Origin of the sequence: Caballeronia sp. SL2Y3 (assembly GCF_022879575.1) — a bacterium.
Classification (GTDB): Bacteria; Pseudomonadota; Gammaproteobacteria; order Burkholderiales; family Burkholderiaceae; genus Caballeronia.
Genome location: NZ_CP084262.1, coordinates 121,520 through 141,592, shown reverse-complemented (window position 1 = coordinate 141,592; position 20,073 = coordinate 121,520). Strand labels below are relative to the sequence as shown.

Below are 20,073 nucleotides of genomic sequence, written 5' to 3'. Positions count from 1 at the left end.
TGTTGGCCGCGGCGCTCAGAACACGCGCCCTTCGGTCAGGTGCGTGGTCACGCCGTTCAGTTCGTAGTCGCCGATCACGCGCGATTTATGCAGCAGCGGGTTGTGGCTGAAGATGGTGCGCAGATTGCGCCAGTGGCGGTCGAAGTTGTGTGCGCGCGACGTGGCCGACGCCCCGCCCGCTTCGAACATTCGTTCCGCCGCATGCAGCGCGAGCTTGCTCACGACGAGCTGCGTGCGCGCGGTGACGAGCGCGCCTTCGAGCACGAGCGCATCGGCATGCGCGTCGCCGTCGCGCACCGCACGCGACGAGCGGTCGAGCGCGCGGGCGTTCTCGCGCACGAGGGCGTCGATCGCGTGACTGTGCGACGACAGATCGCCCACGACCTGTTGAATGAACGCATCCTCGCGCGCGGTCGGCGCGGGGCTGTGCAACGCGGGGCGCCCGTGTTGCACGACGTAGCGTTTGGCATCGGCGAGCACGTTGCGCACGATGCCCGCCGCCACCGCCACCAGATGCAGTTGCCGCAGCGCGCCGGCGTGGCGGCCGGCAAGAGTCGTCAGATTGCGCGGCGCGATTTCGTCGGCCTGCACGCGCAACGAATCGAACACGAGGCTGCCGCTTGCCGTCATGCGCTGGCCCATGCCGTCCCAGTCGTCCAGCACATGCAGACCTTCGCGCCGCACCGGCACGATCGCGACGACCGGTTCGCCGCGATCATCCTGCACGTTGAGCCGCGCGTAGTCCGCGAAGGCCGTGCCCGTCGCGTAGTACTTGCGCCCGCTCAGGCGATAGTGGTCGCCGTCGCGCGTGAGTTGCGTCGTGATCTCGCCCGGACGCGACGTGCCCGCTTCGGTCGAAGCGCCGCCGAATATCGCGCCATCCACGATGCGCTCGATCTGCAACGCGTTGAACGGCGTGCGCGGCGAAAGCAGCAGCGCTTCGGTCTGATCGAAGTGGATGCGCAGTGCATGGGCCACGTTGCTTTCGTGCGCGGCGAGCGTCGAGATGACGTGGAATACGTCTTCGAGCGAGCCGCCGAGACCGCCCCACTCCACCGGCAGACGCAGCTTGCCTAAGCCGGAGGCCCGAAAGCGCGCGAACGCTTCGAACGGCAACTCGCGGCGCGCCTCGCGGGCGGCGGCTTCTTCGCCGATTTCGCGGGCGAGCGCCGGCAGCGCGTCGAGCGCGTCCTGCAATGCGTGATCCGGCTCTGTGCGGATGCGTGCGAGTATCGACATCTTTCTTCCTTGTTGATGAATCGTGCAGAGAGGTCAGGCCGCGTGCGCGTTCGGGCGGCCTGCGGGAATCGCATCGAGCAGCGCGCGCGTGTACGCGTGCCGCGGCGCGCGCCAGATATCGCGATGGTCGCCGCTCTCGACGATCCTGCCGCCGTGCATCACATGCACGCGATCGGCGATATAGCGCACCACGGAGAGATCGTGCGAGATGAAGAGATAAGCAAGCCCCAGATCGCGCTTCAGCTCGACGAGCAGATTCAGAATCTGCGCCTGAATGGAAACGTCGAGCGCGGACACCGGTTCGTCGCAGATCAGGAGCGCCGGTTCGAGCACCAGCGCGCGGGCGATGCCGATGCGCTGCCGCTGTCCGCCGGAAAACTCGTGCGGATAGCGAGCGAGCGCGGCGGCGGGCAGGCCGACGCGATCGAGCATGGCCGAAGCGCGCGCGCGCCGCGTGCGGGCGTCGCCGCCGATGCCGCCGATGCCATTGACCGCCATCACCGTATCGAGAATCTCGCCGACGGTGCGGCGCGGATTTAGTGACGCATAGGGGTCCTGAAATACCATCTGCACGCGTCGCCGGAGCGGTCGCAGCGCACGTTCGGCGAGCGGCACGAGGTCGGTGCCTTGCAGACGGATCGAGCCGCCGGTGACGGGCGCGAGCCGCAGAATCGCGCGAGAAAGCGTCGACTTGCCGCATCCGGATTCGCCGACGAGGCCGACGGTCTCCCCGGCCGCGATATCGAACGACACGCCGTCCACCGCGCGCAGCGTGCCCTTGCCGTGCCGATGCGCATAGTCCACCGTGAGCCGGTCCACCGACAGGAGCGGCGCATCGGCGGAAGGCGTGGCTGCATCGAATGTGCGCGGCGCAAGCGGCGTCACGTGAAACGCGGTGTCGCCGTCCTCGCGGCTGCCGTGGCGAATCTCGGGCAGCGTCCAGTCCCGATAGTGAATGTCACCCGACAGATTCAGCGACGCGCCCAGGAGACCGCGCGTGTAGGCATGAGCCGGCGCGGCGAAAAGCGTCTGGACGCGCGCCTCTTCCACCTTCTGGCCGGCCAGCATCACGGCGACGCGATCCGCGTGCTGCGCGACCACGCCCAGATCGTGCGTGATGAGCAGGAGCGACATCGACAACTCGCGCTTCAGCTCGTCGAGCAGTTCGAGAATGCGCGCCTGAATCGTCACGTCGAGCGCGGTGGTCGGCTCGTCGGCGATCAAGAGGCGCGGACGGCACGCCACCGCCATCGCGATCATCACGCGCTGGCGCTGGCCGCCCGACAGTTCGTGCGGATAGTCGGACACGCGCCGTTGCGGCTCCGGCACGTGGACGAGATCGAGCAGTTCGACGGCGCGCCGCAGCGCCGCTTGCTTCGAGAGCGCTTCGTGTCGATGCAAGGTCTCGGCAATCTGCGCGCCGATGGACAGCACGGGATTGAGCGAGGTCATCGGCTCCTGAAAGATCATCGAGATCTGCGAGCCGCGAATGTCGCGCATTTCGCGCGGCGTGAGCGTCAGCAATTCGCGACCTGCAAAGCGCACGCTGCCGGTCACGGCACCTGGCGCGGGCACCAGGCGCATCAGCGAGAGCGCCGTCGCGGACTTGCCGCAGCCCGATTCGCCGACGAGCGCCAGCGTCTCGCCCTGCGCGATGTCGAGATCGACGCCGCGCACCGCCTGATGCGCGCCGAAGTTCACGCGCAAGTCGCGCACTTGCAGCAGAGTGGCTTCGCTCATGCGCGCTCCCGCAAACGAGGGTTGAGCGCGTCGTTCAGGCCGTCGCCGAGAAGATTCAGCGCGAGCACGGCGATCACGATGGCCGCGCCCGGCAGCGCCGTCAGATACCAGGCGGTGCGCAGCGAATCGCGCCCCGCGCCGATCATGCCGCCCCAGCTGACGACGTTCGGATCGCCCATGCCGAGAAACGAGAGCGACGATTCGATGAGAATCGCGCTCGCGACCATCACCGAGGCCGTGACGATCACCGGCGGCAGCGCGTTCGGCAGGATTTCGCCGAAGATGATGCGCGCATCGGAGAAGCCCTGACTGCGCGCCGCGAGCACGAAATCCGCCTGACGCAGCGTGCGGAACTCGGCGCGCACGATGCGCGCGACCGTCGGCCATGACGCAATGCCGATCGCGAGCGCGATGACCGTCACGCTCGGCTTGCCGATGGCGACGATGACGATCACCAGCAGAAACGACGGCACGGTCTGAAAGACCTCGGTCACGCGCGCGAGCAGATCGTCGATGACGCCGCCGAAGAAGCCGCCCAGCGCGCCGACGAGCGTGCCGATGACGAGCCCGATGCCGGCAGCCGACGCGCCGATCAGCAGCGACACGCGCGTGCCGTGCGCGATGCCCGCCGCGACATCGCGCCCGAGCGAGTCGGTGCCGAGCGCGTAGAGCGGATCGGCGCCGGGCCACTCGAACGGCGGCGCGACCATGTCGAGCGGATCGCCGGGAAAGAGATGCGGCGCGGCGAGCGCGAGCGACAGGAGCGCGACGAGCAGCACGATGCCCGCGAGCGCCGACGGATTGCGCAGCAGCGCGCGCCACACGCCGCGCGTGGCGCGTGCCGAGTCGGCCTGCGTGCGGCGCGCGCCGAACACCGCGCCTGCGAGTTGACGCCGCCACGCGGACCCCGCGGATGCTTGCGCCGTGACGAGTTCGGAAGAGTCGGTTGCCATGCTTGAGCCGAAGAAAGGAAAGGTTTCAGGCGATGCGCGGATCGAGCCACGCCTGCAGCAGATCGATTACGAGGTTGGCGGCCATCACGAGCAGCGACGACAGCAGCAGTACGCCCAGCAGCACGCTGAAATCGCGCGCCATGACCGCATCGAGCGCGAGGCGGCCGAGGCCCGGCCAGCTGAACACCGTCTCGGTGACGGCCGCGCCGCCGAGCAGCGTGCCGAAGTGGATGCCGACCATCGTCGTGAGCGGCATCAGCGCGTTGCGCAGCACGTGGCGCACGCTCACCCGCAACGGGTGCAGCCCCTTCGCATGCGCGGTGCGCACGAAGTCCTGACGCTGCACTTCCAGCATCGCGGCGCGCGTGAGGCGGGCGTAGATCGCGACGAAAAACGTGCCGAGCGTCGCGGCGGGCAGCAGCGCGTGTTTCGCGACATCGGCGACATACGCGAGGCCGTGCAGATTCGCGCCCACTGTCACGTCACCGCCGCTCGGCAGCCAGCCGAGCCGCACCGAGAACAGGATGATCGCGAGAAGGCCGATCCAGAAGCCCGGCGTCGAATAGAGCAGCAACGCGAGCACCGACAGCACGCGGTCCGGCCACTTGCCGGCCCAGTGCGCCATGATCGCGCCGAGCACGACGCCCGCCACGATCGCGAAGGCGAGCGCGCTGCCCATCAGGATCAGCGTGTTCGGCAAGCGGGAGAGAATGAGCTGCATCACGGGCGCGTCGTATCGCGGCGAGTAGCCGAGGCTGAAATGCGCGAGATGCGACAGATACGCGCCGAGTTGATGCAGGAGCGGCTGGTCCAGCCCGAACTTCGCTCGCAGCGCGGCGAGCGTCTCCGCCGTCGCGGAGCCGGATTCGCCCGCGAGCACGTCGGCGGCGTCGCCCGGCATCAGCTTCAGCAGGAAGAAGTTCAGGACCACGATGGCCAAGACCGTCGGCACCGCCTGCCATGCGGTGCGTCGGGCGATCGCAACGAGGCGCGCGCGTCGGTTCATGACGATGCCCTCACGCGCTCAGATACACGTCGGCGAAATTGCCTTCGAGACCTTGCGCCGATACCGTGTGATTGCGCACGCGCCGGTTCGCGAGCGTCACCATGCGCGGCGCGACGAGATTCAGGATCGGCAGGTCGCGGTAGACGATCTGCTGAAACTGCTGAAAGAGCGCGACGCGTTTGCTTTCGTCCGGCTCGGTCGATGCCGATTCGAGCAGCCGGTCCACGTCCGGATTGCTGTAATGCGGCGCATTCGAGAACGGCACGCCGGGCCGTATGTTCTTCGACCAGTAGAGCCGTTGCACGCCCACGCTCGGATCGAACAGCGTATTGACGCCGATGCTCGTGAAGTCGAACTGGCGGTCCGCATACACGCGCTTGAGGAACGACGGCAAGTCTTGCGAGCGCACGGTCACGTCGATGCCCACGCGCGCGAGCGCCGATTTCACATAGTCCGCCTGACGCCGGTACATGTCGCCGTAAGGCAGGAAGTCGTGCGTGAGTTGAAAGCGCGGGCCGCCGTTCTTGCGCGGATAACCCGCCGCGTCGAGCAGCTTCTCGGCGGCGGCGGTATCGAACGCATAGGGCGCGAGCTTCGCATCGTGGTAGGGCGAGCCCGGCGTGATCGGCGTGGGCGAGATGTCGGCATATCCGTATGCGATCGTCTTCTGCACGATCTGCGGATTGATTGCATGCGCGATCGCCTGCCGCACGCGCAGGTCCTTGAGAATCGGGTGATCGAGATTGAAGTCGATTTCCGACAGCGGTTCGAGAAAGCGATAGCCGCGCGTCTCCGTCACGAGTTGCGGCAGTTGCGTGAGACGCGGCAAGTCGGTGAGCGGCACCGGGTTTTCTCCGCCCACATCGAGCGCGCCGGTTTCGAACGCGGCCGAGCGCGCGGCGGCATCGGGAATCACTTTCAGAACGAGCGAATCGATGTAGGGCTTGCCCGCGTCCCAGTAATCCGGATTGCGCTCGTAGACGATGTTCGCCCCGCGCGTCCACGACTTGAAGCGAAACGGCCCCGTGCCGATGGGCGCGTTGTTGTGCGGATTCGAGAGCGGGTCGCTGGATGCGTACAGGTGCTTCGGCACGATGGGCGACTCCCCCGCCGACAGCGCCTTCAGCAGGTACGGCGCGGGCTTCGCCAGTTCGATGACGGCCGTGCGCGCATCGGGCGTCGAGACTCGCGTGACGTTCGCGAACGTGCTGCGGCCACGCGGATGCACCGACTTCAGCAGGTCGATCGAGAACGCGACGTCCGCTGACGTGAACGGCTGGCCGTCGTGCCACTTGACGTTCTCGCGCAGGGTGAACGTGTACTTGAGGCCGTCGTCGGCCACCTTCCATGCGGTCGCAAGCTGTGGCTTGGGCTTCAGATCGAAGTCATAGGCGAGCAGACCTTCGAGCACCTTTGAACTCGCCACGAGCGCGGGGCCGGTCGTCTGGAAGATCGACACCAGCACCGGCGGCTCCGGATTGATCAGCATGTTGAGCGTGCCGCCGCGCCGCGGCGCCCCGGCGTCCTTGCTCTGTGCGAAAGACAGCGAGGAGAGGCTTGCCGACGCCAGCGCGGCGCCCGTGGAAAGAAGGAAGTGTCGTCGGTTGATGCCTGTCATGCGATGCCGTTCTCGTGCGTTGCATTCGTCGGTTGGATGAGCTCGCGACGAACCGCCGCCTGCGGTACGAATGCTGCACCGCCGCGTGATCCGCGCAAGCCGTCACCATAGAACGGCAATCGCCGAACGCAAACCAAGCGTTCGGCATATGCAAAGCAGGTCGCGAGAGATTAGCGAAGAAACATGCGGCACCGACCAATTGTGAAAATCGATGCGCCACGGTATGCGACGCCTCATTACCGCTATGATCCCGGTCGAATTTGCAACGTCATCCTGACGAATCTCCACCTACCGTTTCTCATGCCGAAGCTCCTTATTCTGAGCGTCAGCGCTGGCGCAGGACACGTGCGCGCCGCCGAGGCGCTGTGCGCGTATGCGGCGGCCCATCCGGCGGGCGTCGAAGCCGTGCATCTCGACGTGATGGACTACGTGCCCGCGAGCTTCAAGGCGCTCTACGCCGATTTCTATATCAAGCTGGTGTCGCATCAGCCGGCGTTGTGGAGTTATCTCTATCAGAAGACCGATCATGCCTCGCCGCGATCGTTCGGCGAGCGGCTGCGGCGCGCCGTCGAACGCCTGAACTGCCGCGCGTTGCAAGCAGAGATCGGGCGGCACCAAGCCGATGCCATCGTCTGCACGCATTTTCTGCCGGCGGAATTGTTGTCGCGTGAGACTCGGCGAGGGAATCTGCGCACGCCGGTTTGGGTGCAGGTCACCGACTTCGATCTCCATCGCCTATGGGTGGTGCCGGGCATGCACGGCTATTTCGCCGCTAACGACGAAGTGGCGTGGCGCATGGCCGCGCGTGGCGTGCCGGCGGCGTCGGTTCATGTGGGCGGCATTCCCGTCATGCCTGCGTTCAGCGAGAAGCTCGACCGGGCGGCGTGCGCGGCCGAAGTCGGTCTCGATCCCGAACGGCTCACGCTTCTGATGATGTCCGGCGGCGCAGGCTTGGGCGCGCTGGATACGCTCGCCGCGCGCCTCTTGCGCATGGACGGCGACTTTCAGCTGATCGCCCTTGCCGGCCGCAACGAGTCGATGCTGCGCGCTTTGCATGAACTGAGCGTCAGCTATCCGGGACGGCTACACGCGTCCGGCTTCACGCCCAGCGTCGAACGATTGATGGCCTCTTCCGACCTCGTCATCACGAAGCCCGGCGGACTGACGACCTCCGAGTGTCTTGCGATGCATCTGCCGATGATCCTGAATGCGCCGATTCCCGGACAGGAAGAACGCAACGCCGACTTTCTGCTCGAACAGGGCGTCGCGCTAAAGGCCGTCGATGCAGTCGGGCTCGAATATCGCGTTCGTGCTCTCCTGCGCGATCCTTCGCAACTCGACAACATGCGCCGCCGGATCGCGCCGCTCGCGCGGCCGCACGCCGGACGTTTCGTGCTCGACGCGGTGCTGCGTGAATTGTCGTCGCCGGCTTCGGAGGCGGCATGAAGGCGTGCCGCTGGTTGCCGCGCGCACGCACGCTCGCGCTCGTCGCATGGGTCGCGCTGTTGGGCTTCTTCTTCGCCAACGTCGAGATCCAGATCGAAGGCAGCGCGGGCTGGGCCGCGAATCTGCCCACGTGGCGCATCGAACACCACTGGCTGCTCGATATTTTCTGGGGCGGCAGGCCGATGACCGGCTATCACGCCTGGGTCTTCCCGTTCATGGCGCTGTGCTTTCACATGCCCGCCATCTTTTTTGCCCGATGGTCGTGGCGCATCGAGGCGCGCATCATCGCATGCATCATGGTCTTCTGGCTCATTGAAGACTTTCTGTGGTTCGTGCTCAACCCGGCATATGGCCTTGCGCGCTTCGATCCGCTTCATGTGCCCTGGCACAAGCATTGGATAGCGTTCGCGCCGACGGATTACTGGACGATGAGCGCGGCGGCGTGCGTGCTGTTCTACGTATCGCGACGAGCGGATACGGCTACGGAAGCGACGCGCGATGCGTAAGGTCTTCAACGCGCTGTTCTATGCGGCAGGCATGACTGTCGTGTCGAGTGTCGTTGCCTCGATGGCGGCCGGCGCCCTCGCACCGACGCCAGCGAAGTTGACGCCATCCGCAAGGCCGCTCAACTGGGCGGAGCCGATGCAGTTCACGCGCATCGAGAACCTGCATCGCATCACGCCTTCGCTGTATCGCAGCGCGCAGATATCGGCGAGCGACTTGCCGCAATTGCACGCGCTCGGCATCCGCAAGATCGTGAGCTTTCGCTCGTTTCATTCGGACGAGGACCTGCTCGCCGGAAGCGGGATCGCGTTGCAGCGCATCCCGATGAACACGTGGCATATCCGCGATCAAGACATGATCGCCGCGCTCAAGGCGCTGCGCGATGTGGACCGCGACGGGCCTGTTCTGATTCATTGCCAGCACGGCGCGGATCGCACGGGACTCGTGTCCGCGCTGTATCGCGTGGTCTATCAAGGATGGAGCAAGGAGGCCGCGGAAGACGAGTTGCTCAATGGCGGGTACGGCTTTCATCCCGTCTGGGGCAATATCAAGCGATACCTCGAACAGGTCGATGTCGACTGGCTGAGGCAGCAAGTAGGCGCAAAGCCGTTGCGAGGCTGATGTGACGTTATCGAGGCTCGTTCGATGGGCTGTGCGCATCGGCGTCGCGATACTGGGCTGCTGGATGCTGGCGGCCGCGTGCATTTGCGTGAGCGGCCTCGCCATGCCGCAGGGAAACGCGGATGTGGCGGTCGTGTTCGGCAATGCTCTCAACCGGGACGGGACGCCCGCCTCCATTCTGCGGCCGCGCCTCGAAGCGGCATTGCAATGTCATCGCGCGGGGCAATGTCCGGTGCTCTTCGTGAGCGGCAGTATCGACGGACCGGGTCTCGACGAAGCCCAGGCGATGCGCGCGTGGCTGCGCGAGCGCGGCGTCGCGGACGGCGACATCGTAGTCGACAATCGAGGCGACAACACGCTCGCATCGGCTCGAAACGCGACGGCCTTCATGCGTGAGCGCGGCATGCATCGCGTCATGCTCATCACGCAGTACTACCACCTGCCGCGAGCGCGGCTTGCCTTCGAAAAGGCGGGCGCTCACATCGTGCTCGGCGCCTATCCGCGTCGCTTTCGGGGGATGGATGTGTATTCGAGTTGGCGAGAAGTGCCTGCGTACGCGGTCTATTTCGTTCGCCTCGCGCTGGATCCGGACGCGCAGCCGGTGTCGATTCGGCCGGTATGGTTCATTCGCGGATTGCTTCGGGATCGCGATGCCGGTCACTGAGGAATCCGAAATTTGCGGGGATCCCGCGCTTCACCGCTTCGCATTGAGTCTGCGCCACAGCGTCGTTTTGCTGATCCCGAGCGCCTTGCAGACCGCGTCGCGATCGCCATTAAACGCAGCGAGCGTCGCGCGGATCTGATCGGCTTCGACGGAGCGGCTCATGTCGCGAAGCGACGGATTCGCCATGACCTCGGCTTGCGCGGGAAACAACTCGGGCGCGATTACTTGCAGATCATCGAGCGTCAACGCGACCGGGCGATGCTCGTCGAACGGCATGTCGGATATCTCGACGGCAATCCGTTCCACGATGTTCTGCAACTCGCGGACATTGCCGGGCCACGCGTGACGCGTCAATGCCTGTTCGAGCGGCGCGACAACACGCGCCGCCGCTTCGCGATTGCGCACGCGCAGCGCCAGCGCGTTGTCGCGCCCCGCCGCCTGCATCAACAGCTCGATGGCCAACGGCACAATGTCCGAAGCGCGCGCGCGCAACGGCGGCAACGCCAGGCTCAGAATATTGATGCGGTAGAAAAGGTCGGCGCGAAACGAGCCGTCCGCGACGCCTTCGACGAGCGTGCGATGCGTCGCCGCGATCACGCGGATATCGACGCGCGTCGGCTCCGTCGATCCAAGACGCATGACCTCTCTCTCTTGCAGCACCCGCAGCAAGCGGCTTTGCAGCGAAGGCGGCATCTCGCCGATTTCGTCGAGAAAGAGCGTGCCGCGATGCGCCGCCTCGATCAGACCCGCCTTGCCGCCCTTGCGCGCGCCCGTGAACGCGCCTTCCTCGTAGCCGAACAGTTCGCTTTCGAGCAGCGCTTCGGGAAAGGCCCCGCAGTTGATCGCGACGAACGGAAAGTCTTTGCGACGGCTCAGGCGATGCATGCTTTGCGCGACCATCTCCTTGCCCGTGCCGCTCTCGCCGAGAATCAGCACGGTCGCATCGGACTTCGCATAGCGGCGCACGAGCGCCCTTACCCGCTCGATGGCTTCCGACTCGCCGACGACGTCCTCCAGCCGATAGCGCGCGACGAATTCCTGCGCGCCTCGCCGCGATCGGAGGCTTCGGTCGAGCCGCTCGACCGCGCGCGATTCCTGAAACGTGAAGACGGTGCCGTCCGATGCGCCGCCGCTCGCGAGCGGTCCACGATGAATCGCGTAGCTCACCCCGCGTACCGCGCCGAACACGTCGCCGTCGGCAGCCGGCAACACGCCTTGCAGTTCGGGCGCGACATCCAAGAGCGCCCGGCCGACCACGCGCGATGCATCCAAAATGCCAAGCGCGGCGGCCAGTTGACGATTCATCGCTTCGATGCGCCCTTCTGCATCGACCGCGACGACGCCATCGCGAAGATGCTGCAACAGGTTGTCCAGGCGATTACGGCGGGCGGCCTCGCCGCGCATCGCCTGCGCGACTTCGAGCGCGGTCTCGAACGCCGCGACGACGGACGTGCGTGAATAGAGGAACACGGAGTTCATGCCCGCTTCGGCCGCGAGGTCCGCGACGAGCCCCGGGCCGACGACCACGTCGACGCCGCGGTCGCGCAGGTCCAGCACGAGGCTCTCCGCGTCCTGCGCCGACCGGTACGACTCGCAGATCACCTCGATGCCGTAGGCGGCCAGGAAGCGGCGAATTTCATCGGGCGTGTCGCCGTGCGTGACGAGCGCGACGCTCGCGCCCTCGCGTCGCGCCTTGGTCAGCGCGTGCATCACATCGAAGCCGGTCGGGCTGATGACGACCACCGGCACCGACACCCGGCTCTTGAGATAAGCGCCGTTGGAGCCGCCCGCCACGACGACATCCGGCCGCCCATCGGGCGCGGATTCGATGCTGCGCGCGGCATCTTCATAGGCGAGCGGCACGACTTCGAGCTCGGCGCGATCCTGGTAGGCGCCCGCGAGATCGATGAACAACGCCCTGAGCCGGCTGATCCCCACCGCCCAGATGCGAGGGCGAGACGTGGTTTCGGTTTGCATGGTGTTTTGAGTGCCGGGTGGGAGCATGCAGTATGCACGACGATTTCACTTTTGGAATCGCCGATTCACGGTGGAAACGGCTGTGCGAGAGTGATTCGGTCCGCCTCTGGAGAATCAAGGAGTTACGTGCTGTCCGGCGATTGGCAAGCTAGTTGCTTTAAGGGCGGACCCTCAGTAGGAGACGAATGTGAATTCTGAATACCAGACGCCAGGCAGCGCAGGAGCGCGATTCCGCCGCGCCGTCGAGGAAGAGTCGCCGTTGCAGGTCGTCGGGGCCATTACCGCCTACGCCGCGAAGATGGCAGAAGCGGTCGGCTTCAAGGCGCTCTATTTGTCGGGCGGCGGCGTGGCCGCGAACTCGCTCGGCATGCCGGATCTCGGCATCAGCACGATGGAAGACGTGCTGATCGATGCCCGCCGTATCACCGACGCGTCGTCGCTGCCGCTCCTGGTCGACATCGATACCGGCTGGGGCGGCGCATTCAATATTGCGCGCACGATCCGCTCGTTCATCGAGGCGGGCGTGGCGGCGGTGCATATCGAAGATCAGGTCGGGCAAAAGCGCTGTGGTCATCGGCCCGGCAAGGAAGTCGTGCCGACCGGCGAGATGGTGGATCGCGTGAAGGCCGCGGTCGATGCGCGCACCGACGACGCGTTCGTCATCATGGCGCGCACGGACGCGGCGGCCTCCGAAGGCATCGATGCGGCAATCGAACGCGCGGTGGCGTATGTCGAGGCGGGCGCGGATATGATCTTCCCCGAAGCGATGAAGACGCTCGACGACTACCGCCGATTCAAGGCAGCCGTGCAAGTGCCGATTCTCGCGAATCTGACCGAATTCGGCTCGACGCCGTTCTTTACCGTCGACGAACTGAGGGAAGCGAATGTCGATATCGCGCTGTACTGCTGCGGGGCGTATCGCGCGATGAACGCCGCCGCGCTCAACTTCTATGAGACCGTGAAGCGCGATGGCACACAAAAGGCCGCAGTCGAAACCATGCAGACGCGCGCCGACCTTTATAAGTATCTGGGCTATCACGCCTACGAAGATAGACTCGACCAGCTCTTTGCTGCGAAGAAATAACCCTTGGGAAGGAGACGACACGATGAGCGAAGCCGATAACAGCACTGCAACCGCAGGCGCATTCAAGCCGAAGAAATCCGTCGCGCTGTCGGGCGTGACAGCGGGCAATACCGCGCTGTGCACGGTCGGCAAGACCGGCAACGATCTGCACTATCGCGGCTACGACATTCTGGATGTGGCGACCACGTCCGAGTTCGAAGAGATCGCGTATCTGCTCGTGCACGGCAAGCTGCCGAACGTCGCGGAACTGAAGGCGTACAAGACGAAGCTGAAGGCGTTGCGTGGCCTTCCTGCGAACCTGAAGGCCGCGCTCGAATGGATTCCCGCGTCCGCGCATCCGATGGACGTGATGCGCACCGGCGTCTCCGTACTCGGCACGATACTGCCGGAGAAAGAGGATCACAACATCGCGGGCGCGAGGGACATCGCCGACAAGCTGATGGCCTCGCTCGGCTCCATGCTGCTCTACTGGTATCACTACTCGCACAACGGCAAGCGCATCGAAGTCGAAACCGATGACGACTCCATCGGCGGCCACTTTCTGCATCTGCTGCATGGCGTGGAGCCGTCGCAGTCGTGGGTGCAGGCGATGCACGTATCGCTCAATCTGTATGCCGAACACGAGTTCAACGCTTCGACGTTCACGGGCCGCGTAATCGCGGGCACGGGCTCGGACATGTATTCGGCGATCACTGGCGCAATCGGCGCGCTGCGCGGTCCGAAGCACGGCGGCGCCAATGAAGTCGCATTCGAAATCCAATCGCGCTACGAGACACCCGACGAAGCGGAAGCCGACATCAAGCGTCGCGTCGAGAACAAGGAGGTCGTGATCGGCTTCGGGCATCCGGTTTATACGATCTCCGATCCGCGCAACAAGGTCATCAAGGAAGTGGCGAGGTCGCTGTCGAAAGAAGCGGGCAACACCAAGCTCTTCGATATCGCGGAACGCCTCGAAACCGTCATGTGGGACGCCAAGAAGATGTTCCCGAATCTCGACTGGTTCAGCGCGGTGTCGTATCACATGATGGGCGTGCCGACCGCGATGTTCACGCCGCTCTTCGTCATCTCGCGTACGTCGGGATGGAGCGCGCACATCATCGAGCAGCGTATCGACAACAAGATCATCCGGCCGAGCGCGAATTACACGGGACCGGAGAACCTCGAATTCGTCCCGCTGGCGAAGCGTTCGTAACCCTTCGCTGAACGCGCCGTCTCAGGCACCGGCGCTCGATTCGATGATGCCTTCACCGAGTCGCGCGCCGGCGGCGCCTACAATAGCCCGAATCTTCGAATGAAGGGTTGCCCTTTCGCATGACCCTTCGAGCGTGGCATGTCAAAGACCATGCAATGACCGAGACACCGCAATGAACAGCGCAAACCGCAAACCCCTCCCCGGCTTCTCACTCGACTACTTCGATACGCGCGCAGCCGTCGAAGCCCTCGCGCCGGGCGCGTATGACACGCTGCCCTACACATCGCGGGTGCTCGCCGAGAATCTGGTTCGCCGCTGCGATCCGGCGATCCTCGACGCATCGCTGATGCAACTCATCGAAAGAAAGCGCGAACGCGATTTTCCGTGGTTTCCCGCGCGCGTCGTCTGTCACGACATTCTCGGGCAGACGGCGCTCGTCGATCTCGCGGGCCTGCGCGATGCCATCGCGGAACAGGGCGGCGATCCGGCGAAAGTGAATCCCGTCGTGCCCGTGCAGTTGATTGTCGATCATTCGCTCGCAGTGGAATGCGGCGGCTTCGATCCCGATGCGTTCGCGAAGAATCGCGCCATCGAAGACCGGCGCAACGAGGATCGCTTCGATTTCATCAACTGGACCAAGAAGGCATTCAAAAATGTTGAAGTGATTCCACCGGGCAACGGCATCATGCACCAGATCAATCTGGAGCGGATGTCGCCTGTGATTCACGCGGTCGATGGGCTCGCGTATCCGGATACGCTCGTCGGCACCGACAGTCACACGCCTCACGTCGATGCGCTCGGCGTCATCGCTATCGGCGTGGGCGGCCTCGAAGCCGAGAACGTCATGCTCGGCCGCGCGTCGTGGATGCGGTTGCCCGATATCGTCGGCGTGGAGTTGAGCGGCATGCGTCAGCCGGGCATCACGGCCACCGATATCGTGCTCGCGCTCACCGAGTTCCTTCGCAAGGAGAAAGTGGTCGGCGCATATCTGGAGTTCTATGGCGAAGGCGCATCGAGCCTCACGCTCGGCGACCGCGCGACCATCTCGAACATGGCGCCGGAATACGGCGCGACCGCGGCGATGTTCTATATCGACGAGCGCACGATCGACTATCTGCGCCTGACGGGCCGCGACGAGAAGCAAGTGAGTCTCGTCGAGCACTATGCAAAAACCACTGGCCTGTGGGCCGATTCGCTCAAGCATGCGCAATACGAACGCGTGCTGCGCTTCGATCTCTCCACCGTCGTGCGCAACATGGCGGGTCCGTCGAATCCGCATCGACGCTTGCCGGTTTCCGAACTCGCGGCGCGTGGCATCGCGCGTGAATGGGAGAACACGCCCGGGCAGATGCCGGATGGCGCGGTCATCATCGCGGCGATCACGAGTTGCACGAACACGAGCAATCCCCGCAACGTGATTTCCGCGGCCCTGCTCGCGCGAAATGCAAATGCGCATGGGCTCACGCGCAAGCCGTGGGTGAAGTCATCGCTCGCGCCCGGTTCGAAAGTGGTCGAACTGTATCTGCACAACGCCGGCCTCTTGCCCGAGCTCGAACAACTCGGCTTCGGCATCGTCGCGTTCGCATGCACGACGTGCAACGGCATGTCCGGTGCGCTCGATCCCGCCATTCAGCAAGAGATCGTCGATCGCGATCTCTATGCGACAGCCGTGCTCTCCGGCAATCGCAATTTCGACGGACGTATTCATCCGTATGCGAAGCAGGCCTTTCTCGCGTCGCCGCCGCTCGTCGTCGCGTATGCCATTGCGGGGACCATACGCGTCGATATCGAGCGCGATGCGCTCGGTATCGGCAAGAACGGGCAGCCTGTCTATCTCAAGGACATCTGGCCGAGCGATGAAGAGATCGACGATATCGTCAAACAGAGCGTGAAGCCCGAGCAGTTCCGCAAGGTCTACGAGCCGATGTTCGCGCTGAACGCCGCGAGCAATGAATCAATCAGCCCGCTCTATGACTGGCGTCCGCAAAGCACCTATATACGCCGTCCGCCGTATTGGGAAGGCGCGCTCGCGGGCGAACGCACGCTCAAGGGTATGCGCCCGCTCGCCGTGCTCGGCGACAACATCACGACGGACCATCTTTCGCCGTCCAATGCGATCCTCGCAACGAGCGCGGCGGGTGAATACCTCACAAAAATGGGCTTGCCCGAAGAGGATTTCAATTCATACGCGACGCATCGCGGCGATCATCTGACGGCGTTGCGCGCGACGTTTGCGAACCCCACGCTCATCAACGAGATGGCTGTCGTGAATGGCGAGGTGAAGAAAGGCTCGCTTGCGCGAATAGAACCTGAAGGCAAGGTCACGCGCATGTGGGAAGCCATCGAAACGTACATGGAGCGCAAGCAGCCGCTCATCATCATCGCGGGTGCGGATTACGGACAAGGCTCGTCACGCGACTGGGCCGCGAAGGGCGTGAGGCTCGCGGGCGTCGAGGCGATCGTCGCTGAAGGCTTCGAGCGCATCCATCGCACCAATCTGATCGGCATGGGCGTGTTGCCGCTCGAATTCAAGCAGGGCATGAATCGGCAGACGTTCGGCATAGACGGCACCGAGACCTATGACGTGATCGGCGAGCGCACGCCGCGCGCGGATCTCACTCTGGTCATTCATCGCAAGAACGGCGAGCGCGTGGAAGTGCCGGTGACGTGCCGCCTCGATACCGCGGAAGAAGTCTCGATCTACGAAGCCGGCGGCGTGTTGCAACGCTTCGCTCAGGACTTCCTCGAATCGGCGAAGGCAGCGGCCTGATCGCGCACGCTGCATCCAACCAAGGAATCACATGGCATACGCACCTCAGATCAAGATCGCCGCGACCTACATGCGCGGCGGCACCAGCAAGGGCGTTTTCTTTCGCCTGAACGATCTGCCCGAAGCGGCGCGCGTGGCGGGACCCGCGCGCGATGCGCTGCTGTTGCGCGTCATCGGCAGCCCCGACCCGTACGGCAAGCAGATCGACGGCATGGGCGGCGCGACGTCGAGCACGAGCAAGACCGTCATCGTCTCGAAGAGCACGCGGCCCGATCACGATGTCGACTATCTCTTCGGGCAGGTCTCCATCGACAAGCCGTTCGTCGACTGGAGCGGCAACTGCGGCAATCTCTCGGCGGCGGTCGGACCGTTTGCGATCACGGGCGGCCTTATCGATGCCGAGCGCGTGCCGGACAACGGCATCGCGATCGTGCGGATCTGGCAGGCGAACATCGGCAAGACGATCATCGCGCATGTCCCGATAACGAACGGCGCCGTGCAGGAAACAGGCGACTTCGAACTGGACGGCGTGACGTTTCCGGCCGCGGAAATACAGCTCGAATTCGTCGATCCCGCAGCGGAGGAAGAAGGCGCGCAAGGCGCGATGTTCCCCACGGGCAATATCGTCGATGATCTCGAAGTGCCAGGCATCGGGACCTTCAAGGCGACGATGATCAACGCGGGCATTCCGACCATCTTCGTGAACGCGAAAGACATCGGCTATAACGGCACCGAGCTACAGGACGCGATCAACGGCGACAATGCCGCGTTGACGCGCTTCGAAACCATTCGCGCATACGGCGCGCTGCGCATGGGGCTTATCAAGAGCCTCGATGAGATTGCCCAACGCCAGCACACGCCCAAGATCGCGTTCGTCGCGCGTCCGGCGGAGTACGTCGCGTCGAGCGGCAAGCGCATCGGCGCTGAGGATATCGATGTCCTCGTGCGTGCGTTGTCGATGGGCAAGCTCCATCACGCGATGATGGGCACCGCTGCTGTCGCCATCGGCACGGCCGCCGCGATTCCCGGCACGCTCGTCAATCTCGCGGCGGGCGGCGGCGCGCGTCAGTCCGTGCGCTTCGGTCATCCGTCGGGGACGTTGCGCGTCGGCGCAGAAGCGGTCGAATTGAACGGTGAATGGTCAGTCAAGAAGGCCATCATGAGCCGCAGCGCGCGCGTGCTGTTCGAAGGCTTCGTGCGCGTGCCCGATCCTCGAGATAGCGTATCTGAGTAACCGTTTCAGGCGGCGCGCGATTCATCCAAAGGCTCGCTGCGCCGCCGATTCGCTGCTTCCTATGAAGAAGCGCGAGACGCGATATTAGCGCAGCCCGCCGCTTGCGATGATGCTCTCGCCCGTCAGCCAGCGCGCATCGTCCGATGCGAGGAACACCGCGACCGACGCGATATCGTCCGGATTCCCCAGCCGGCCGAGCGGCGTCTGAGCGACGATGCCGGTTTCCATCTCCGAGCCGATGATGCCCGCCGTATGCGTGCCTTCGGTCGCCACCATGCCGGGATTGATCGAGTTCACGCGAATCTTTCTCGGGCCGAGTTCGCGCGCCAGCACGCCCGTGATTGCATCGACGGCGCCTTTGGTGCCGCTATAGACCGCGCTCGCGGGCGGCGTGATGCGGCTCACGACCGAGCTCACGTTGATGATGCTCGCGCCTTCGCCCAGATGCTTCGAAGCGGCCTGCGTCACGAGTAGCACGCCCAGCACGTTCACGTTGAACTGCTTATGGAAATGCTCTTCGGTGATCTCCTCGATCGGCGAAAACTCATAGATGCCCGAGTTGTTCACGACGATATCGAGCCGGCCATAGGTTTCCACCGCCGCATTCACGATACCTTTGGCGTCCGCTGCATTCGACACGTCGCCGCCGACGGCGATCGCCTTTCCGTTAGCCGCGACGATATCGGCCACGACAGCATCTGCGCCATTCCGGCTGCTTGCGTAGTTCACCACCACCGATGCGCCTTCAGCCGCGAGCGCCTTGGCGATGCCAGCGCCGATACCCTTCGATGCACCCGTGACGACGGCCACTTTGCCTGCGAGCTTGCTCATGATCGTTTCCTTGGAATATTGAATACCATGAAGATGGATTCGGCGTTCGGCTTACCGCGCCGAAGCGCCACGTCGCCAATGTAGACATCTCGCGCATGACGATAAAGCGGCCGGAAACGAATTGACTGGCTGGCAATAACGAACAATGCATGCAAAAGACCAAAGACATCAGGCGACCGGGCGTGCGGGGGTCCGCCCGCTTGGTTTTGCCGACGTCTTGCGCCGGCCGCCGCTTGCGGGCGCCGCAAGTTGCGGCGCGGCGAACATATCGACCAGCTGCTCACGCAGCCAACGGTGCGCGGGCAGTGTTTCGTTGCGCTGATGCCAGAAGAGGCTGATGACGCGATCCGGCGCCTCCAGCGGCGCGCGCACGCTGACCAGTTCGCCGCTTGCCGCCGCCCGCTCGCAGAGATCGCTCGGCAGTACGCCGATGAGATCGCTCGCCCGGATCATGTCGCACGCCACGGTGTAGTGGTTCACCGTCGCGACGAGATTGCGCCGCAGTCCGCGCGACGCGAGAAAGGTATCGAACGTGGGCTGCGTCTGGCCCGCGAGGCTGACATCGACATGACGCGCGTTGAGGAAGCGCCGCGTCGTCAGTTTGCCCGCTTCGGCGAGCGGATGATCGCGCCGCATGATGCATCCATAATCCACGGTCCACAGCGAACGCGAACGGATATGCGCCGGCGGCAGCGTTTCGTTCACATAGACGCCGATCAGATAATCCACGCGATTGCCCTCCAGCAGCGCGGGCGCATCGAGCAGAATGTTCGGCACCGTATGAAAACGCACGCCGGGCGCAGTCTTGCCGAAGCGCGTGATGAGTCGCGGCATGACGATGCCCGCGACATAGTCGGACATCGACAGGCTGAAGTTCACGTCGGCGAGCGACGGAAGGAACGTCTGCTCGTCGAGCGCGCCGCGGATGCGGCTGAGCGACTCACCGATGGGCCCCCACAAGGCCATCGCGCGCTGAGTCGGCGCGACGCCCGCGCCGTGGCGCACGAATAGTGGATCGCCGAAGGCCTCGCGCAACCGGCCGAGCGCGTTGCTGACGGCCGGCTGCGTGAGCGACAGCTTGGTCGCTGCGCGCGTGACCGCGCCTTCGGTCATCAGTGCTTCGAATACTTTCAGCAGGTTCAGGTCGAGCGTCCGAAAGCTCATGGAAACATTCAGCACGTCAATGGACAGGAT

General features: G+C 64.6%; 16 protein-coding genes. 8 read left to right on the top strand and 8 right to left on the bottom strand.

Going from position 1 to position 20,073, the window contains the following annotated elements; genetic code table 11:
- Window positions 1-15: 15 nt before the first annotated feature.
- Genes LDZ26_RS19655 through LDZ26_RS19635 form a run of 5 tightly spaced genes read right to left on the bottom strand, consistent with a single transcriptional unit; the run spans window position 16 to window position 6,556 of the window.
- A complete protein-coding gene (locus tag LDZ26_RS19655; RefSeq protein ID WP_244850928.1) occupies window positions 16-1,239 on the bottom strand; it encodes an acyl-CoA dehydrogenase family protein in 1,224 nt (407 codons plus the stop codon).
- A 33-nt stretch (window positions 1,240-1,272) separates the two neighbouring features.
- Window positions 1,273-2,979, bottom strand: a complete 1,707-nt coding sequence (locus LDZ26_RS19650) for an ABC transporter ATP-binding protein (protein ID WP_244850927.1) — start codon at window positions 2,977-2,979, stop codon at window positions 1,273-1,275.
- Window positions 2,976-3,932 carry an ABC transporter permease gene (locus LDZ26_RS19645; protein ID WP_244850926.1) on the bottom strand — a complete coding sequence of 319 codons (957 nt, stop codon included), beginning with the start codon at window positions 3,930-3,932 and terminating at the stop codon, window positions 2,976-2,978. Before LDZ26_RS19645 ends, LDZ26_RS19650 begins: the two co-directional genes overlap by 4 nt.
- Window positions 3,933-3,957: 25 nt before the next feature.
- A complete protein-coding gene (locus LDZ26_RS19640; RefSeq protein ID WP_244850925.1) occupies window positions 3,958-4,938 on the bottom strand; it encodes an ABC transporter permease in 981 nt (326 codons plus the stop codon).
- 10 nt (window positions 4,939-4,948) lie between these two features.
- A complete protein-coding gene (locus tag LDZ26_RS19635) occupies window positions 4,949-6,556 on the bottom strand; it encodes an ABC transporter substrate-binding protein (RefSeq protein ID WP_244850924.1) in 1,608 nt (535 codons plus the stop codon).
- 300 nt (window positions 6,557-6,856) lie between these two features.
- On the opposite strand from LDZ26_RS19635, the gene LDZ26_RS19630 reads away from it, so the two are divergent.
- From LDZ26_RS19630 to LDZ26_RS19615, 4 genes are read left to right on the top strand one after another with little or no spacing between them, the layout of a single operon-like run.
- Window positions 6,857-8,002 carry a glycosyltransferase gene (locus tag LDZ26_RS19630; protein ID WP_244850923.1) on the top strand — a complete coding sequence of 382 codons (1,146 nt, stop codon included), beginning with the start codon at window positions 6,857-6,859 and terminating at the stop codon, window positions 8,000-8,002.
- Window positions 7,999-8,508 carry a hypothetical protein gene (locus LDZ26_RS19625; protein WP_244850922.1) on the top strand — a complete coding sequence of 170 codons (510 nt, stop codon included), beginning with the start codon at window positions 7,999-8,001 and terminating at the stop codon, window positions 8,506-8,508. Before LDZ26_RS19630 ends, LDZ26_RS19625 begins: the two co-directional genes overlap by 4 nt.
- Complete coding sequence (locus tag LDZ26_RS19620; RefSeq protein ID WP_244850921.1) at window positions 8,501-9,127, top strand: dual specificity protein phosphatase family protein; 627 nt, start codon at window positions 8,501-8,503, stop codon at window positions 9,125-9,127. Before LDZ26_RS19625 ends, LDZ26_RS19620 begins: the two co-directional genes overlap by 8 nt.
- 31 nt (window positions 9,128-9,158) lie before the next feature.
- Window positions 9,159-9,791, top strand: a complete 633-nt coding sequence (locus LDZ26_RS19615; RefSeq protein ID WP_370650746.1) for a YdcF family protein — start codon at window positions 9,159-9,161, stop codon at window positions 9,789-9,791.
- Window positions 9,792-9,821: 30 nt separating this feature from the next.
- Here the strand turns inward: LDZ26_RS19615 and prpR are convergent, their stop codons facing one another.
- Window positions 9,822-11,768 (bottom strand): propionate catabolism operon regulatory protein PrpR, encoded by a 1,947-nt coding sequence (gene prpR, locus LDZ26_RS19610; RefSeq protein ID WP_244850920.1) that lies wholly within the window; start codon window positions 11,766-11,768, stop codon window positions 9,822-9,824.
- Window positions 11,769-11,955: 187 nt separating this feature from the next.
- On the opposite strand from prpR, the gene prpB reads away from it, so the two are divergent.
- The 4 genes from prpB (at window position 11,956) to prpF (ending at window position 18,048) form a co-directional block, all read left to right on the top strand.
- Complete coding sequence (gene prpB, locus LDZ26_RS19605) at window positions 11,956-12,852, top strand: methylisocitrate lyase (protein ID WP_244850919.1); 897 nt, start codon at window positions 11,956-11,958, stop codon at window positions 12,850-12,852.
- Window positions 12,853-12,874: 22 nt separating this feature from the next.
- Window positions 12,875-14,044 carry a 2-methylcitrate synthase gene (gene prpC, locus LDZ26_RS19600; RefSeq protein ID WP_244850918.1) on the top strand — a complete coding sequence of 390 codons (1,170 nt, stop codon included), beginning with the start codon at window positions 12,875-12,877 and terminating at the stop codon, window positions 14,042-14,044.
- Between the two features lie 172 nt (window positions 14,045-14,216).
- Window positions 14,217-16,814: a Fe/S-dependent 2-methylisocitrate dehydratase AcnD gene (gene acnD, locus LDZ26_RS19595; RefSeq protein WP_244850917.1), complete on the top strand. Its 2,598-nt coding sequence runs from the start codon at window positions 14,217-14,219 to the stop codon at window positions 16,812-16,814.
- A gap of 31 nt (window positions 16,815-16,845) precedes the next feature.
- Window positions 16,846-18,048 carry a 2-methylaconitate cis-trans isomerase PrpF gene (gene prpF / locus LDZ26_RS19590; RefSeq protein WP_244850916.1) on the top strand — a complete coding sequence of 401 codons (1,203 nt, stop codon included), beginning with the start codon at window positions 16,846-16,848 and terminating at the stop codon, window positions 18,046-18,048.
- An 84-nt stretch (window positions 18,049-18,132) separates the two neighbouring features.
- Here prpF and LDZ26_RS19585 read toward each other — a convergent pair whose 3' ends face one another.
- A complete protein-coding gene (locus LDZ26_RS19585; protein ID WP_244850915.1) occupies window positions 18,133-18,879 on the bottom strand; it encodes a glucose 1-dehydrogenase in 747 nt (248 codons plus the stop codon).
- 168 nt (window positions 18,880-19,047) lie between these two features.
- Window positions 19,048-20,043 carry a LysR family transcriptional regulator gene (locus LDZ26_RS19580; RefSeq protein ID WP_244851096.1) on the bottom strand — a complete coding sequence of 332 codons (996 nt, stop codon included), beginning with the start codon at window positions 20,041-20,043 and terminating at the stop codon, window positions 19,048-19,050.
- Between the last annotated feature and the right edge of the window lie 30 nt (window positions 20,044-20,073).